The organism is Ruegeria sp., assembly GCF_028066395.1.
Taxonomy (GTDB): domain Bacteria; phylum Pseudomonadota; class Alphaproteobacteria; order Rhodobacterales; family Rhodobacteraceae; genus Ruegeria.
Genome location: NZ_JALCBM010000048.1, coordinates 1 through 15917, shown reverse-complemented (window position 1 = coordinate 15917; position 15917 = coordinate 1). Strand labels below are relative to the sequence as shown.

Annotated in this window: 17 protein-coding genes; 4 read left to right on the top strand and 13 right to left on the bottom strand. The window is 62.7% G+C overall.

All coding sequences use genetic code 11. The features are described from left to right. The 11 genes from rfbA to MPJ51_RS14815 all read right to left on the bottom strand — a co-directional run. Nucleotides 1-810: glucose-1-phosphate thymidylyltransferase RfbA (gene rfbA, locus MPJ51_RS14865; protein ID WP_298388342.1), on the bottom strand; the 810-nt coding region annotated here is incomplete at its 3' end. Beyond that, nucleotides 810-1655: a dTDP-4-dehydrorhamnose reductase gene (gene rfbD / locus MPJ51_RS14860; RefSeq protein WP_298388340.1), complete on the bottom strand. Its 846-nt coding sequence runs from the start codon at nucleotides 1653-1655 to the stop codon at nucleotides 810-812. The genes rfbA and rfbD, both read right to left, overlap by 1 nt. Then, nucleotides 1652-2692, bottom strand: coding sequence for a dTDP-glucose 4,6-dehydratase (rfbB, locus tag MPJ51_RS14855; protein ID WP_298388338.1), 1041 nt, complete (start codon nucleotides 2690-2692; stop codon nucleotides 1652-1654). The genes rfbD and rfbB overlap by 4 nt, the downstream gene beginning before the upstream one ends. Further along, nucleotides 2689-3249 (bottom strand): dTDP-4-dehydrorhamnose 3,5-epimerase, encoded by a 561-nt coding sequence (gene rfbC, locus MPJ51_RS14850; RefSeq protein WP_298388336.1) that lies wholly within the window; start codon nucleotides 3247-3249, stop codon nucleotides 2689-2691. Before rfbC ends, rfbB begins: the two co-directional genes overlap by 4 nt. Before the next feature lie 318 nt (nucleotides 3250-3567). Further along, nucleotides 3568-4872: a pitrilysin family protein gene (locus MPJ51_RS14845; RefSeq protein ID WP_298388334.1), complete on the bottom strand. Its 1305-nt coding sequence runs from the start codon at nucleotides 4870-4872 to the stop codon at nucleotides 3568-3570. Beyond that, entirely contained in the window at nucleotides 4869-6206 is a 1338-nt protein-coding gene (locus MPJ51_RS14840; protein ID WP_298388332.1) for a pitrilysin family protein, read from the bottom strand. The genes MPJ51_RS14845 and MPJ51_RS14840 overlap by 4 nt, the downstream gene beginning before the upstream one ends. Nucleotides 6207-6290: 84 nt before the next feature. Then, entirely contained in the window at nucleotides 6291-6806 is a 516-nt protein-coding gene (locus tag MPJ51_RS14835; RefSeq protein WP_298388330.1) for a DUF3035 domain-containing protein, read from the bottom strand. A 50-nt stretch (nucleotides 6807-6856) separates the two neighbouring features. Next, nucleotides 6857-7327 (bottom strand): signal peptidase II, encoded by a 471-nt coding sequence (gene lspA, locus MPJ51_RS14830; RefSeq protein WP_298388328.1) that lies wholly within the window; start codon nucleotides 7325-7327, stop codon nucleotides 6857-6859. Continuing rightward, nucleotides 7327-8916, bottom strand: coding sequence for a bifunctional phosphoribosylaminoimidazolecarboxamide formyltransferase/IMP cyclohydrolase (gene purH, locus MPJ51_RS14825; RefSeq protein WP_298388326.1), 1590 nt, complete (start codon nucleotides 8914-8916; stop codon nucleotides 7327-7329). The genes lspA and purH overlap by 1 nt, the downstream gene beginning before the upstream one ends. Nucleotides 8917-8938: 22 nt before the next feature. Beyond that, nucleotides 8939-10678 (bottom strand): heparinase II/III family protein, encoded by a 1740-nt coding sequence (locus MPJ51_RS14820; RefSeq protein ID WP_298388324.1) that lies wholly within the window; start codon nucleotides 10676-10678, stop codon nucleotides 8939-8941. Nucleotides 10679-10766: 88 nt separating this feature from the next. Further along, nucleotides 10767-12026: a transcription antitermination factor NusB gene (locus MPJ51_RS14815; RefSeq protein ID WP_298388322.1), complete on the bottom strand. Its 1260-nt coding sequence runs from the start codon at nucleotides 12024-12026 to the stop codon at nucleotides 10767-10769. 89 nt (nucleotides 12027-12115) lie between these two features. On the opposite strand from MPJ51_RS14815, the gene MPJ51_RS14810 reads away from it, so the two are divergent. Beyond that, nucleotides 12116-12298: a DUF1674 domain-containing protein gene (locus MPJ51_RS14810; RefSeq protein ID WP_298388320.1), complete on the top strand. Its 183-nt coding sequence runs from the start codon at nucleotides 12116-12118 to the stop codon at nucleotides 12296-12298. Nucleotides 12299-12395: 97 nt separating this feature from the next. Here MPJ51_RS14810 and dapB read toward each other — a convergent pair whose 3' ends face one another. Beyond that, a complete protein-coding gene (gene dapB, locus MPJ51_RS14805; RefSeq protein WP_298388318.1) occupies nucleotides 12396-13205 on the bottom strand; it encodes a 4-hydroxy-tetrahydrodipicolinate reductase in 810 nt (269 codons plus the stop codon). A 92-nt stretch (nucleotides 13206-13297) separates the two neighbouring features. Between dapB and rbfA the strand changes: the two genes are divergently transcribed. The 3 genes from rbfA to truB are packed head-to-tail and all read left to right on the top strand — an operon-like array spanning nucleotide 13298 to nucleotide 15399. Next, nucleotides 13298-13693, top strand: coding sequence for a 30S ribosome-binding factor RbfA (rbfA, locus tag MPJ51_RS14800; RefSeq protein WP_170379347.1), 396 nt, complete (start codon nucleotides 13298-13300; stop codon nucleotides 13691-13693). Next, nucleotides 13690-14433 carry a phosphodiester glycosidase family protein gene (locus MPJ51_RS14795; protein ID WP_298388314.1) on the top strand — a complete coding sequence of 248 codons (744 nt, stop codon included), beginning with the start codon at nucleotides 13690-13692 and terminating at the stop codon, nucleotides 14431-14433. Before rbfA ends, MPJ51_RS14795 begins: the two co-directional genes overlap by 4 nt. 54 nt (nucleotides 14434-14487) lie before the next feature. Next, a complete protein-coding gene (gene truB / locus MPJ51_RS14790; RefSeq protein WP_298388312.1) occupies nucleotides 14488-15399 on the top strand; it encodes a tRNA pseudouridine(55) synthase TruB in 912 nt (303 codons plus the stop codon). Here the strand turns inward: truB and MPJ51_RS14785 are convergent. Continuing rightward, nucleotides 15396-15917, bottom strand: a 522-nt coding sequence (locus MPJ51_RS14785) for a pyridoxal-dependent decarboxylase (protein WP_298388310.1), incomplete at its 5' end; no start/stop codon positions are given. The genes truB and MPJ51_RS14785 overlap by 4 nt on opposite strands.

Genomic DNA, 15917 nt, shown 5'->3' with positions numbered 1-15917 from the left:
ACGCAGCGCCTCGCGGCTGATCCAGCCTTGCTGAAAGGCGATCTCTTCCGGGCAGCCGGTCTGAAGCCCCTGCCGTTCTTCCAATGTGCGCACGAAATTGCCCGCATCCAGAAGCGAGGCATGGGTGCCCGTGTCCAGCCAGGCATAGCCGCGCCCCATGGTTTCCACCTGCAAGGCCCCTTCGGTCAGGTAGGATTGCAGCAGTTCGGTGATCTCAAGCTCTCCGCGTTCCGACGGCTTGACGGCGCGGGCCCGTTCCGAGGCGGTGGCGTCCAGAAAATAAAGCCCCGTCACCGCATAGCGCGAGGGTGGCACGGCGGGCTTTTCGATGATCTCACGCGCGCGGCCTTCCTCATCAAAGGCCACCACGCCGTACCGTTCGGGATCGGCAACGTGATAGCCAAACACCGTACCGCCCGACGGTTTCCTGTCCGCCGCGTCCATCAGTTTCGGCAAGCCATGCCCAAAGAAGATGTTGTCGCCGAGGATCATGGCCGAGGGCGCCCCATCCAGAAACTCTTCGGCCAGAATATAGGCCTGCGCCAGACCCTCGGGGCGGGGTTGCACCTGATAGCTGAGTTCAACACCCCATTGCGAGCCGTCGCCCAGCGTCTGCTGGAACTGGTATTGATCCTGCGGGGTGGTGATGACGCAGATCTCGCGGATACCGGCCAGCATCAGGACGCTTAGCGGGTAATAGATCATCGGCTTGTCGTAGATCGGCAGCAGTTGTTTCGACAGGCCCATGGTGATCGGATACAGGCGCGTGCCGCTGCCCCCGGCCAGAATGATGCCCTTGCGATCCGTCATCAGATCTCTCCCAACTCTTCCAGAATACTTGTTAACCCCTGACGCCAATCCGGGCGCGTCAGGCCAAAAACCCGTTCCGTTGCACTGCAATCCAACCGCGAATTCAGGGGGCGACGGGCGGGGGTGGGGTAATCGCGGGTCAATATGTCAGTGACCGGACAACCCCTACCGGTTTGCGCAAAAATCTCGCGCGCGAAATCGGCCCAGTTGATCTCGGGCGTGCCGGAATAATGATAGATGCCGGTTTTGCCCGGATCTTGGATCAGGTGCCGAGCGATCTCCACACATGCCGCCGCAATGTCGCGCGCCGGGGTGGGGGCGCCGATCTGATCGGATACGATGGTCAGCCCGTCGCGTTCCTTGCCCAGCCGCAGCATGGTCTTGACGAAATTCTTGCCATGGGGCGAAACCACCCAGGACGTGCGCAGGATCGCGTAACAGCCGCCCTGTTGCATCACCGCTTGCTCGCCCAGCAACTTGGACCGCCCATAGGCCCCGAGTGGCGACGTGGCATCGTCGGGCTGCCAAGGGGCGTCGCCGCTGCCGTCAAAAACGTAATCCGTCGATATCTGCACCAGAGGGATATCCAGCGCAGCGCAGGCCGCAGCCATGGCGCCGGGGGCGTCCCCGTTGACGATGGTCGCTTCTGCCTCTTCTTTTTCGGCCCGGTCAACGGCGGTAAAGGCGGCGGCGTTGATCACGGCTGCGGGCTGATGTTTGCGGATTGCCTCAGCACAGGATGCAGGCTGTGACAGATCGGCCTCTGCGCGATCCAGGCACAATACATCGGTGTGCCGGGCCAGTTCACAACCGACCTGCCCCGTCTTGCCGAAGACCAGGATCACGCCCGTACTCCCAACCGCTCTCCGACGCCCTGCCGGTTTTGCAGCGCGCGCCACCAGCTTTCATTGTCCAGATACCATTGAACGGTTTTCTCCAGCCCCTCCTGCAAGGTGACCGAGGGGCGCCAGCCCAATTCGGAACTGATGCGCGTCGGGTCGATCGCATAGCGCAGATCGTGGCCGGGGCGATCGGCAACGAATGTGATCTGATCGGCATAAGGACTGTCCTTGGGCCGCTTGTCATCCAGAATGGCACAGATCATGCGGACAAGGTCGATATTGCGCGCCTCATTCTCGCCCCCGATATTGTACGAACGCCCCGTCTGCCCCTTTTGCAGCACGGTCAGCAGCGCATCGGCATGGTCTTCGACATAAAGCCAATCGCGGACGTTTTCGCCCTTGCCGTAAACCGGGATCGGCTTGCCCGCCAGCGCGTTCAGGATCACCACAGGGATCAGCTTTTCGGGAAAATGATAGGGCCCGTAATTGTTCGAGCAGTTGGACAGCACCACCGGCAGCCCATAGGTCTCGTGCCAGGCGCGGACCAGATGGTCGCTGGCCGCTTTTGAGGCCGAATAAGGCGAGCGCGGGTCATAGGGCGTGTCTTCGGTGAACATGCCGGTGTCACCCAGCGACCCGAACACCTCATCCGTCGAGATATGGTGAAAGCGGAACCCATCGGGCTGCCCCTGTGCGTGCCAATACGTGCGCGCGGCCTCTAGCAAAGTATAGGTGCCGGTGACATTGGTCTCGATAAACGCGCCGGGGCCGTCGATCGAGCGGTCCACATGGGACTCAGCTGCCAGATGCATCACCGCATCGGGGCGATGCTGGGCAAAGACGCGATCCAGCGCGGAACGATCCCGGATATCGGCGTGGACAAAGCTGTAACCCGCCTCACCCGAGACGCTGGCGACATTGTCCAGACAGGCGGCATAGGTCAGGGCATCCAGATTGACCACCTGATGCCCCTGCCCGACGGCCTGACGCACCACAGCCGACCCGATGAACCCGGCCCCGCCTGTCACCAGAAGTTTCACGCCGCGCCCTCCCACTCAAAGGGGCTGTCGAATTCGGCCAGTGTCGGCGCGGATGTGTCTTTTTCGGACAGGATCGGCGCGCCAGTCAGGCCCCAATCCACGCCGCAACTGTCCCAGCGGACCACGCCATCGCATTCGGGCGCATAGAAATCAGAGCATTTGTAGCAGACTTCGGTATAGGGCTCTTGCGTCAGGAAACCGTGCAGCAGGCCCTTGGGCACCAGCAATTGCCGCCCGTTTTCAGCCGAAAGTTCTACGCCAAGCCACTGCCCGTATGTCGGCGACCCCTTGCGGACATCGACAACCACATCCAGCACCTTCCCGCGTCCGCAGCGCACCAGCTTGTCCTGCGCATGCGGCGGGGCCTGAAAATGCAGCCCGCGCAAGGTGCCCGGATCAACGGACAAAGAGTGATTGTCCTGAACAAAATCCAGCTCAATGCCCGCACCGGCCAGCGTTTTCTTGTTCCAGCTTTCGCTGAAGAACCCCCGCGCATCAGAAAACCGCTTTGGCGCAAGAACAACCACGCCCGGCAATGCGGTTTCTTCAATTTCCATTAACTAGGTCCCTTTTCAAAAGTGATTTATGTCTTAGCAACGGCGAATCCATATGTCACTAGGTCCAACTGCCGCTAAACCGCCGCTTAAAGGGCCCGCCGCCGAAACGGCAAGAGATTCAACGATAATAGGCCCATTTGCAGGGCAAGGGGCCAATCCCCTCACGCGCAATTCATCGACAATTCTTTCCCATTTGACGGAATTGTTCACATGATTGCGGTGCTGAAAACGGGGAATTCCGGCCTGCGTGACACCCAAACGAATTTCGACCCGCCTGTGATGACGGGCCGAATACAGTTTCTGGTCTGAATTTCGGCCTCAGCCGTCCAGACCGACGGGCTTGCCAACCACCGTGAAATGCAGCCCCTCGGGGTCCAGCAATTCGCTGGCGACGCGGTTCACATCCTCCAGCGTCACGGCGTTCACCTTGTCGTTGCGGGTGGCGATATAATCGATGGGCAGATCCTCCATCTGCATCCCCACCATGATCCCGGCGATCTGGCCATTGCCATCAAAGCGCAGCGGATAGGCGCCGGTCAGATAGGTTTTGGCATCGTCCAGCTCTTTCTGCGTCACGCCTTCGGTCGCAGCGCGGGCCCATTCGTTGCGGATCACCTCAACCGCGTCGGCAATCCGGTCATTGGCCGAGGACACCGAACCCAGATAGACCGAGGCCAGATCCTTGGGCACAAGAAAGGTCGACACGCCATAGGTCAGACCACGCTTTTCGCGCACTTCATGCATCAGGCGGCTTTCGAACCCGCCGCCGCCCAGAATGTGGTTCAGGATGAAGGCGGCAAAGAAATCGGGATCGTCGCGGTCGATGCCCTTGTGACCAAACAGCGCCACCGATTGCGGCGTGTCAAACTCCACCACGCTGACACCGCCGGAAATGGTCACATCGGCCTTACCCGGGATCGGCTTGCCTGTTTCGGGCAGATCGGCCAGCAGCTTATCCAGCAACACGCCCAGTTCTTCGGCGGTGATGTCGCCCACCGCGCCCACATAGAGGCGATCCTTGGCAAAGACACCGTCATAGGCGGCCACCACATCCTCGCGCGTCAGGGCCGTGACGCTGTCGATCGTCCCCTTCCCGTCCGAGGCATAGGGGTGATCGCCATAGGCCATTTCGGCAAAGCTGCGACCCGCGATGTCATTCGGGTCGGTCTGGTCCGAACGCAGACCCGACACCACCTGCGCACGTACCCGGTCAATCGCATCCTGATCGAACCGAGGTTCGTGGATCGTGGTGCGCAGCAGATCAGTCACCTCATCCCGGTTTTCCGTCAGGAATTGCGCCGAAATCGCCACCGAGTCATCCGTGGCGCGATACCCAAACGAGGCTGCCAACGATTCCAGCTTGCGCGCATAGGTGCGCGCGTCCATGTCGCCCGCGCCTTCCTCGATCAGGCCGCTCATCAGATACACCGCCCCGCGTGCCTCCGGGTCGTCCAGCGAGGTGCCACCGCGAAAGCGCAGTTCCAGCGCGGTGAAGGGGATCGAGTGATCCTCGACCAGCCAGGCGGTGATGCCACCGGGTGAGGTGACCTGTTCAATCTCGATCTCGGCCCAGGCGGGCAGCGCGATGATCAACGCGATCAGGGTTGCGAACATCCGTTTCATTGCGTCACCTCATCGTCGCGCATCAGCCAGCCGGTGACCGATGTTTCCGGTTGCAGCACTTCGCGGGCGGCGGCGATGATTTCCTCGCCCGTGACGGCCTGCAGAATATCGGGCCAGGCCTGCACATCCTCGACCGTCAGGCCGCTGGTCAGGGCACGGCCATAGCGGTTGCCGATCCCGTCCACATTGTCGCGCGCATAGGTCTGTGCTGCGCGCAGCTGCATCTTGATGCGGCTCAGGTCCTCTTCGTTCACACCCTCAGTGATGAAATCGGCCACAACCTGATCCATCGCATCCTCGGCCTCTTGCAGGGACACACCCTGCGCCGGGACGACCAGCAGATCGAAGGTCGTGTCATCCAGCGAGACACCGCGATAGAAGGCCCCGGCATAGACAACCTTTTGCTGCTCGAACTGCAGTTTCTCGTTCAGATAAGACGTGGTGCTGCCACCCAGCAGCTCGGCCAACAGGAACAGGGCCGCTGCCTTTTCCTGCGCACCCGCATCGCGTTCCGGCGCCAGATAGCTGCGCTGCACATAAGGCTGCGACACGCGCGGGTCCTTGAAGGTCAGGCGACGCTCCGCCGTTTGCGGCGGTTCTTGCGAGCGGACCCGTTCCGGCAGGTCCGGATTGGCGGGGATCACGCCATAATATTGCTCGGCCAGGGTCTTGACCTCATCGGGGTCGACATCGCCGGTCACCACCAGAATGGCGTTATTGGGGGAATAGTGGATCTGGTAGAAGGACAGGGCGTCCTCCATGTCCAGCGTCTCCATCTCATGCCGCCAGCCGATGATCGGCACGCCGTAACGGTGGTTGAGGTACTGCGCCGCGCTCATCTGTTCGCCGAACAGGGCGCGGGGGTTGTTCTCGGTGCGCTGGTTGCGTTCTTCCAGAATCACGTCGCGTTCGGTGACGATATCCTCTTCGCTCAGACGGATGTTGCGCATCCGGTCCGCCTCCATCCGCATCATCAGTTCCAGCCGGTCGGCGGCGACGCGCTGGAAATAGGCGGTGTAGTCGTATGAGGTGAAGGCATTGTCATTGCCACCATTGGCGGCAACGGTGGCCGAAAACTCACCCGGGGCCAGCGTGTCGGTGCCTTTGAACAGCAGATGTTCCAGAAAATGCGCCACGCCGGAGGACCCGATGGGCTCATCTGCGGAACCGGCCCGGTACCAGACCATATGCTGCACAACAGGCGCGCGGTGGTCTTCGACCACGACGACATCCATGCCGTTGTCCAGGGTAAATGTAGTGACCGCCTCTTGCCCTTCGCTGGCCATCAGGGGCGTAGCGAACAGGGCGGCAGACAATGCCAGAGCCCGAACCATGGGGCATCCTCCGTTTCGTTTCTGAATTCAAACTACGGTGGCGCCGCGCGGGTTCAAGCCCAATGACGGAAAGTTAAGAGAAATTCATTGTGCCGGAGGGGCCGAGGGCGTCTCGATCCCCTGGCTGCGGGCAGCTTCGTTCTGGGCGTTGGCATCCAGCGCCTGACGTTGGTAAACCTGCGAATACCGATCCACCTTGAACAGGCGCAACCGGGTCAGACGGCCCTGTTTCCTGCGGAACTCGGCATCTTCGGTATCGACCGCCTGCCGGGTGTTCGACGGCACGCCATAGCGGCTGGAGGCCGTCACCAGCGCCGCATCCGAGGACGGGATCGCCGCGTTCGGGTTCAGCGCCGCCGCATTGCCGCCCAGTGCAACCACCGCGTCCGCCGTGGGCGTCGGGTCGGTCAGGTTGGACCCGCCCGGCGTGGGCGCGGGCAGAAAGGCGTAATCCTGCGGTTGGGTCAGCGGTTTGACCGGCAGGACCGAGAACTCATCCGGGCCGGGACCGGGCGGCTGAAGATTGCGCAGCCCGATATTCGAGCAGCCTGCGACCGCAGCAACAAGTGTCAGGGCAAGTAGGGCGCGCGGCATCCGCATCAGTGTCTCCAGCCAGTTTCAGGCGCTTTTATCGCATATCATCGGGCGCGTCACGAGGGCTTTTTGCCCTCGAACAGCACAAGGCCGAGAGCCCCGGCAAAGATGAACACATCGGCCAGGTTGAACACGAAGGGGTTGTTGATGCCGCAGCAGGACATGTTCAGAAAGTCCAGAACATAGCCGTAAAGCACGCGGTCCACCACATTCCCCAGCGCCCCGCCGATCAGCAACCCGCCGCAGAACAGCATGAATTTGGTGGGTTTGGTGCGGCCCAGCCAGATCAGCACCGCGATACAGATCGCCAGCGATATTCCGATCAGCACCCAACGCGCAGTCTCCGTGTCGCCCTGAAACAGGCCGAAATTGATGCCCCGATTCTCGCCGTATTTGAACACCAGAACGGGCGGGAAGACGTCAATCTCGCCCTGCGCCACGCGCATGACGTGGACGACCAGATACTTGCTGATCTGGTCGATCCCGAACGCGGCCAGCGCCGCCCAGAGAAGCAGACCCGCGCGCATCAGTGCCGGAAATGCCGCATGCCGGTGAAGACCATGGCAAGGCCCGCCTCATCCGCCGCCGCGATCACCTCATCATCGCGCATCGAGCCACCGGGCTGGATCACGCAGGTTGCGCCCGCCTCAGCAGCCTCCATCAGACCGTCGGGGAAAGGGAAGAAGGCGTCCGAGGCCACAGCAGACCCGATGGTCAGAGGCTGCGGCAAGCCCAGTGCGTCAGCCATACGTTCAGCCTTCTTGGCGGCAATCATGGCCGAGTCCAAACGGCTCATCTGCCCCGCGCCGACACCCACGGTCGCGCCGTCTTTGACGTAGACGATGGCGTTGGATTTAACGTGTTTGGCAACTTTCCAGGCAAACAGCAGGTCGCGCATCTGGTCGTCGGTCGGGGCTTTCTTGGTGACGACTTTCAGGTCATCCATACCAATGAACCCATTGTCCTTGTCCTGCACCAAAAGGCCACCGGCCACTTGGCGCACGGTCTTGCCGCCTGCGGTCACATCCGGCAGCCCTTCGGTCGTCAACAGGCGCAGGTTCTTCTTGGCTGCAAAGATCGCCTTGGCCTCATCGGATGCGCCGGGGGCGATCACGACCTCGGTGAAAATGCCGGTGATCTCTTGCGCGGTTTCGGCATCCAGCGGCTGGTTCAGCGCCACGATGCCCCCGAAGGCCGAGGTGCGGTCGCAATCGAACGCGGCCTTATAGGCGTCCAACAACGTGGCACCCTTGGCCACGCCGCAGGGGTTGGCATGTTTGATGATGGCGCAGGCGGCGGTGTCGGCAGGGTCGAACTCGGCCACCAGTTCAAACGCCGCGTCGGTGTCGTTGATGTTGTTGTAGCTCAGTTCCTTGCCCTGATGCTGCACAGCGGTCGCCACGCCGGGACGGCCCGTTCCATCGGTGTAGAACGCCGCCGACTGATGGCTGTTCTCGCCATAGCGCAGGGTCTGTTTCAACTCTCCGGCAAAAGCGCGGCGGCGCGGGGCTTCGGCCTGCAGCGCATCAGCCATCCAGTTCGACACAGCCGTGTCATAAGCCGCCGTGCGGGCATAGGCGGTCTGCGCCAGTTTCTGGCGGAACGCGTAAGAGGTCTGACCATCATTGGCCTGCAGCTCCTCCAGCAACGCGTCATAATCCTGAACGTCGACCACCACGTTGACAAAGGCATGGTTCTTCGAGGCCGCTCGGATCATCGCCGGGCCGCCAATGTCGATATTCTCGACACATTCGTCATAGCCCGCGCCCTTGGCCACCGTCGCCTCGAACGGATAGAGGTTCACCACCAGCAGGTCGATCGCGCCGATGCCGTGTTCATCCATTGCGGCGACATGCGTGTCATTGTCCCGCAGCGCCAGCAGCCCGCCATGCACCATCGGGTGCAGGGTTTTCACGCGGCCATCCATCATCTCGGGGAAGCCGGTAACCTCGCTGACATCCTTCACCGCCAGCCCCGCATCGCGCAGCGCCCGTGCCGTGCCGCCGGTCGACAGCAGCTCGACCCCGCGCTCGGCCAATGCCTTTCCCAACTCGATCAATCCGGTCTTGTCGGAAACAGAAAGCAACGCGCGGCGCACGGGGTGAAGATCGGTCATGGGTCCAAAGGTCCTTTTGGCGTCAGTCGAATTCTGGCTCGTCCCGGTGCAGGTCGCGCACGGCATAGGCTGTATCCTGAGCCTTGCTGAGCGTCCACCGGATGCGCGTCGCATACTCCATTGCGCGACCAGATAGAACGATCTGTTTTGTCGCGCGTGGCTTCAGACGGCCCTTTTCCAGATAAACGCTTGGCTCGACTGATAATTTTCCCACGTTGTCATGGCGGAACACCCATATCTCACCGCTTTTGAGCGCCATCGACACCGCAGACCCGCCCAGATCCAGCGCCGCATCCACGTCCGGGTGCAGGTGAAACCGGATGTCAAAGGGGATGCCTTTCAGGCCCGAGGCATCCATCGCGCGGTCAAACTGCCGCTTGGATTTGTCGGTTGTGGTCAGCAGAATATCCTCACCCGTCAGCTCACGCCCGTCAAAGCGCAGCTCGAAGGTGCGGGCGTGGGTCAGGCCGAAGACCTTTGCATAGCCGTCATGACCCAGCATCAAGCGTTCGCCCTCGAATGCCTGCTCGGTCTCGGTTGGAACATCCTGCGGGCCATCCACCAGCGCCTCATGCCCGGTGCCCTTGATCGGCGCTGTCAGGCGGGCGCTGGAATAGCCATCGACGCAGAGGGTCGAATGCGACGGCGTGGCCCGTCCGGCCCGCCGCCAGTCCTGTCCGAAACTGGCACCCGATCCGCAATTCACGATCAGCGGACGACGCCCCGAGGTCAGTTCGAACGCCAGCGTCGAGGCATGTGCATTATACGAGGCCGCCCCGGTCGGCGGTGCGCTGGCATCCACGATCACCGAGCTTCGCGCGGCGGTCAGGCGCGCAAACCCCATGGACAGGTCCGAAGACGGCTTGTGCTTGACCCCGCTTTGCGCCAGCGCCTGATCCAGCCGCCCTTCCAGCCCCCGCCCGCCACCATGGAACCGGGCCAGTGCCCCATCCGCGTGGCGCAGGTTGCGCAGGGTGGGCGCGATGCGTTTGATCGCCTCGGTCTGGGCCGCAGGCGTGCCGCGCCCTACCTCGCTGAGCGCGGCCGATGTCCAGGACAGCAGCGTGAACACCTCAAGCAATTCTTCCGGGTTGCGGGTCGGGATGCCGCCCTGAGCATCCACCTGCCGCGCGCATTCCCGCGCCAGCGCGCGCAATGCGGGGTCGGCCATCTGCTCTGATCCCTCCAACGCCAGACCGGCCTGTACCAGACCGGCCAGCGCCTCAAACCTAGGCAGGCCCGGCGTGGCAGCGGGCCAGCGTTTGGACAGGAACCATGTCTGCTGTGCCAGTGATCGGAAGAAAGCCCTGCTTTGTGCCTCATCCGCGCCACGCAGCAGGAACAGGGCGTGATTGATCCAGCGCGTCACCCGACGGCCCGTCAGGTCCGGGGCCCAGCCGGGACCTTGGCCGCGCCCATGCGCCTCGATCCAGCCCCAGACCCAGCGCTGCGCCTTTTCCCGCGCGCGCATGTCACCCACGGCGGCCAGATCATCGAGCCATGCAAACCCGTGGCGTTCATTGTCGAAATCGGCGCTGGGGGCGGTGACATCCCACAGGCCGGTATCCTCGGCCTCGACCAGAAAACCGGCAAACAGCAGGTTCCCGGCCACCAATTGCCGCCCGCGCGCGAACGACCCAACGGTGCGGGGTTCGGGCTGGCCGACAAACCCGGCCACCGCCTTGCGCCGCTGGGCCAGCCGTGCGTAAAGCCGGTTCTGAAACCGGGACCATCGGTTTGCCATTGTGTCTGACTGTGACATGACGCTCGTTACTCTGCCCCCGACGCTCTGTCGGCGTCTGACCCAACGATAGACAGGTCCGCGCGTCAAGTCATCGAAAAGAGTGCGCTCAGGCGGATTTGTTCAGACAGGCGATATAGAACCCATCCATCCCGCCGCGATCAGGCCAGTAATCGGGACGCAGACGCAGGCCACCTTCAGGGGTGATCCATTGCGGTTCAACGCCCGGAACCGTCAAAGCATCGCGGTCGACGCGCATGTCGGTGTATTGCTCCAACGCCTCTTCGATCTGCACTTCGCCCTCATCGGGCAGCAGAGAGCAGGTGCAATAGACCAGCCGCCCGCCGGGTTTCAGCAGGCTCCAGGCATGGGCCAGCATTTGCGCCTGTAACTCGATCAATCCGCCGAATTCCGAACCGTCCTTGGCAAAGGGCAGGTCGGGATGGCGGCGGATGGTGCCGGTGGCGGAACAGGGCGCATCCAGCAGAATCGCATCGTATTGGCCCTGATGATCCAACGCGTCGCCCACGACCACCTGCGCCTCCAGCCCGGTACGGGCAAGGTTCTCGCGCACCCGTTCAATGCGCCCTTCCGAGATATCCAGAGCGGTGACGTCCGCCCCCGCTGCGGCCAATTGCAGCGTCTTGCCACCGGGAGCCGCACAGAGGTCCAGCACCGTTTCCCCCGCTGTCGGAGCCAGCACACGCACCGGCAAGGCCGCCGCCGCATCCTGCACCCACCACGCGCCGTCTTTATATCCGGGCAAGGCCGAGACCTGCCCCGCGTCCTGAACCCGAACCGATCCCGTAGGCAATACATCCCCCGCAGGCGCAGCATCGCCGGGCTTCACCGTCAAATCCAGCGGAGCCCCTGCGAAATGCGCCTGCTCCATCCCTTTGACGGCCTCCTCGTCCCACGCCATGACCAAAGGCTCGCGCAGCCAGTCCGGCAGGCGCGGCACCCGCATCTTGGGCCATGCTTCTGGCCCTTCGGCCGCCACCTTGCGCAAGACAGCGTTGACCAGCCCCTTGAGCCGCCCGTGCTTGCGCGAACGTCCGATGATCTCGACCATCGCATTGACCACGCCATGCGCGGCTTCACCGTGACACAGCTCAACCGCGCCCAGCCGCAAGGCATTCTGCACCGTCAGCGCCGGGGTCCGGTTCAGGTAGTTGCCGACCAGCCGGTCCGCACGCTCCAACCCGCGCAGGGTTTCCAGCGTCAGCCGCTGCGCCCGCGCGCGATCCTCGGGGTCCAGCCGATCCAACGCTCCGGCGGCAAGGCATTCGGACAGCAACCGCCCTTCGCCCAATATCTGATCCAGCAGATAAATCGCGCTGCGCCGCGCCGCCGTGGGGTTGTCGGACATGTATCTTGCCTTTGTGTGACCTTCGCCCGCATTGTCATCGGCGGACGGGGGCGTATATCAAGCCCCCGAACGGAAAGGAACCCGAAGTCATGAGCGACGACCGCAAAGACCTGCCCCCCGCCGCCCAGCGCGCCCTGGCCGAGGCCGAAGATCGCCGCCGCAAGGCCGAAGCCGAGGCCCAACAGAGGCCAAAGGAACTGGGCGGACGCGACGGCCCAGACCCGGCCCGCTATGGCGATTGGGAGAAGAAGGGCATCGCGATCGACTTTTGATCCAAACGGGGTTCCCTCTTCATCTGGCCAAAAATATCCCGGGGAGCGCGAGGGGCTGGCCCCTCGCACCTGACATATGCCGGGCGCGATACGCCTGCTACAGCCCCAGCACATCCACCATGTCATACTGACCCGGCGCCTTGCCCTGCCCCCACAGCGCGGCCTTCAGCGCCCCCCGGGCAAAGATGGCGCGGTCGGTGGCCAAATGGCGCAGCACGATGCGCTCTCCGGGGGCGGCGAACAGGACGTCATGTTCTCCGACGATATCTCCGCCGCGTATGGCGTGGAAACCGATATCACCCCGTTTGCGCGCGCCGGTGATGCCATCACGGCCCCGGTCTGCCACATCCGACAACTTGACCCCGCGCCCCTCGGCAGCGGCCTCGCCCAGCATCAGGGCGGTGCCTGACGGAGCATCAACTTTGTGGTGATGATGGCCTTCGATGACTTCGATATCGAAATCTTCATCCAGCGCGGCGGCGACCTTTTTGGTCAGTTGCACCAGCAGGTTGACGCCAAGGCTCATGTTTCCGGCCCGCACGATCACCGCATGGCGTGAGGCCGGTTCCAGCGCCGCGATCTGTTCCTCGGTCATGCCGGTGGTACCGATCACATGCACGCAACGTGCCTGCGCGGCCAAAGCGGCGAACTCCAGTGTTGCCTCGGGCGCGGTGAAATCGATCACCGCCTGCGCTTGCGCGAAGGCCTCCAGCGGATCATCGGTGACGGCGACGCCCAGCGCCGGGCCACCCATGGCCTCACCCACATCCCGACCGATCCAGTCATGGCCGGTGCGTTCAACCACGCCGACCAGACGCGCCTGATCGCTGTCGCTGATGGTCTTGATCAGCATCTGCCCCATACGGCCCGAAGCCCCTGTGATGACGATCCCCGGAATATGGGTCATTGCGCTGGTCCTTTTCGTTAAGTCGGCTCAAAGCCTCCTACCCCGTTCGCGCCCGCTTGGCAAAGCCCCGCTTTGCGCTTAGATCGGGGGTTATGGCAAAGAACAAATTCCACGATGGCCCCGGCCCATCCCAACGACAACTGCGCGTCGGCGAACTGATCCGCCGCACCCTGTCCGAGGTTCTGGCCCGCGGCGATGTCCACGACCCCGACCTGAACCGCATGTCGATCACAGTCGGAGAAGTCCGCACTTCTCCCGATCTGAAAATCGCCACCGCCTATGTGCTGCCCTTGGGCGGCAAAGGGCAGGAGGACGTGATCGACCTGCTGGCCCGCAACAAGGGTGAATTGCGGCGCATGATCGGCAAGAAGCTCAACCTGAAATTCTCACCCGATCTGCGGTTCCGTCTGGATGACACGTTCGACCGTCTGGACGACACCCGCCGCATGTTCGAACAGGACGCGGTGCGCCGCGATCTGGACGAGTGATCCGGGCATTCGTAACCTTGGGCGCTGTCCTCTGGGCGGCGCAAGCCTCGGCGGTCACTTGCGAAAAGCTGACCCATGAGGACAAGCGTTACACAATCTGCGAGGTGGATGCGGCATCCGAAGACCTGCGCCTGTTTCTGAATGATGGGGACGGCGAATTATTGGGCCATTTCTCATCGGTGAACGAAGCCCTGAACCCGAACGGCAAACAGCTGGCCTTTGCGATGAATGCCGGCATGTATCACGACGATCGCTCGCCCGTCGGCCATTATGTTGAGGACGGTCAGGAGCAGATGCGGGTGATCCCGAACCCCGGCCCGGGCAATTTCGGCCTGCTGCCCAATGGCGTGTTCTGCATCCGCGACGGTCGCGCCGACGTGTTCGAGACATTGGAGTTCGTTGATCAAGCGCCCGACTGCCGTTTCGCCACCCAATCCGGCCCGATGCTGGTGATCGACGGCGAATTGCACCCGCGTTTCCTGCCCGATTCGACCTCGCGCTATGTGCGCAACGGGGTGGGCACCAGCGGCGATGGCACGCGGGCGGTGTTCGCAATCTCCGAGGGTTACGTGACCTTCCACGAATTCGGCAGCCTGTTCCGTGATGTTCTGAACACCCCGAATGCGCTGTTCTTCGACGGCAATATCTCTCGCATGTATGACCGGGCGAACAACCGGTCGGATGTCGGGTTCTCGCTGGGGCCAATCGTGGGCGTGGTCGAAGACAGCCCGGCAAATTGACAGGGGCTGAGTGATCCGCTACGTCGCGCGCCTCAGCAGAAGGCAAGGTGCAAGATGGGACGCAAACGCAAGGGTCGCGACATTTCCGGTTGGCTGGTGGTGGACAAGCCTGCGGGCATGACCTCGACCGCTGTGGTCAACAAGGTGCGTTGGGCGATGGACGCGAAGAAGGCGGGCCATGCCGGTACGCTGGACCCCGAGGCGACCGGCGTTCTGGCCGTTGCGCTGGGTGAGGCGACCAAGACCGTTCCCTATATCACCGACGCGCTGAAAGCCTACACCTTCACCGTTCGTCTGGGTCAGGCCACCAACACCGACGATGCCGAGGGCGAAGTGATTGCCCAAAGCGATGCCCGCCCTTCGGACGACGACATCAAACAGGCGCTGAGCCCGTTTCTGGGTGACATCATGCAAGTGCCACCCAAATTCTCAGCCGTGAAGATCGATGGCCAGCGCGCCTATAAGCTGGCCCGCGATGGTGAGGACGTGGAACTGTCCGCCCGTCCCCTGTGGGTCGAGGAACTGATTCTGACCGACCGCCCCGACGAAGATCATGTCGTGCTGGAGATGACCTGCGGCAAAGGCGGCTATGTCCGCTCTATCGCCCGCGATCTGGGCGCGGCGTTGGGCTGCCATGGGCACGTAAAGGAACTCCGTCGCATCTGGTCCGGGCCTTTTGAAGCCGAAGACGGGCTGAGCATCGAACAGGTCGACGAGATGGCCAAGACCACCGCACTGGACGAGTATCTGCACCCGCTGGAAACCGGCCTCTCTGACCTGCCCGAGTTGAAATGCACCCCCGAAGGCGCCACCCGCCTGCGCAACGGCAATCCCGGCATGGTGCTGGCCTCGGACGTGGAATATGGCGACGAGGCCTGGGCCTCGCTGGACGGCAAGGCCGTGGCCGTGGGCATCTACAAATCCGGTGAATTGCACCCAAGCCGCGTGTTCGTCGCCGGGTCCTAAGCCGCCATTCGAAGCGTGTTGCCCAATCTGAGGATTTCGGACACGAGCAGGTCCAGATCCTCGGGTCGTGTCCGATGGTTGTTGATGGCAACCCGCAGGCAATGCTCTCCGTTAACCGTTGTGTCCGACAGAACTGCCGTTCCTTCCTCCTGCAAACGCAGCATGATCTCGGTATTGATCGCCCGCAGCGTTTCGGGGGTCAGCCCACCCGGATCATAGCGGAAACAGACGATGTTGATATTGGTCGGGAACATCAGCTTCAGCCGGTCCTGCCCTTCGATCAAACCGGTCAGGTATTGGGCCTTCTCGATATCCTGATCGATGAGCCTGCCGAATTTCTGCACGCCATGTTCGCGCAACGACATCCACACCTTCAACGCCCGAAATCCGCGTGACGTCTGGATGCCGTAGTCATGCAGGAAGGCGGCCCCCGCGACGCCTCGGGTCTGAGGTTTCAGATATTCCGGCGTCAAGGTGAAGGTCCCGTGATGCGTGTCGTGATCCCTGACCAGGGCGCA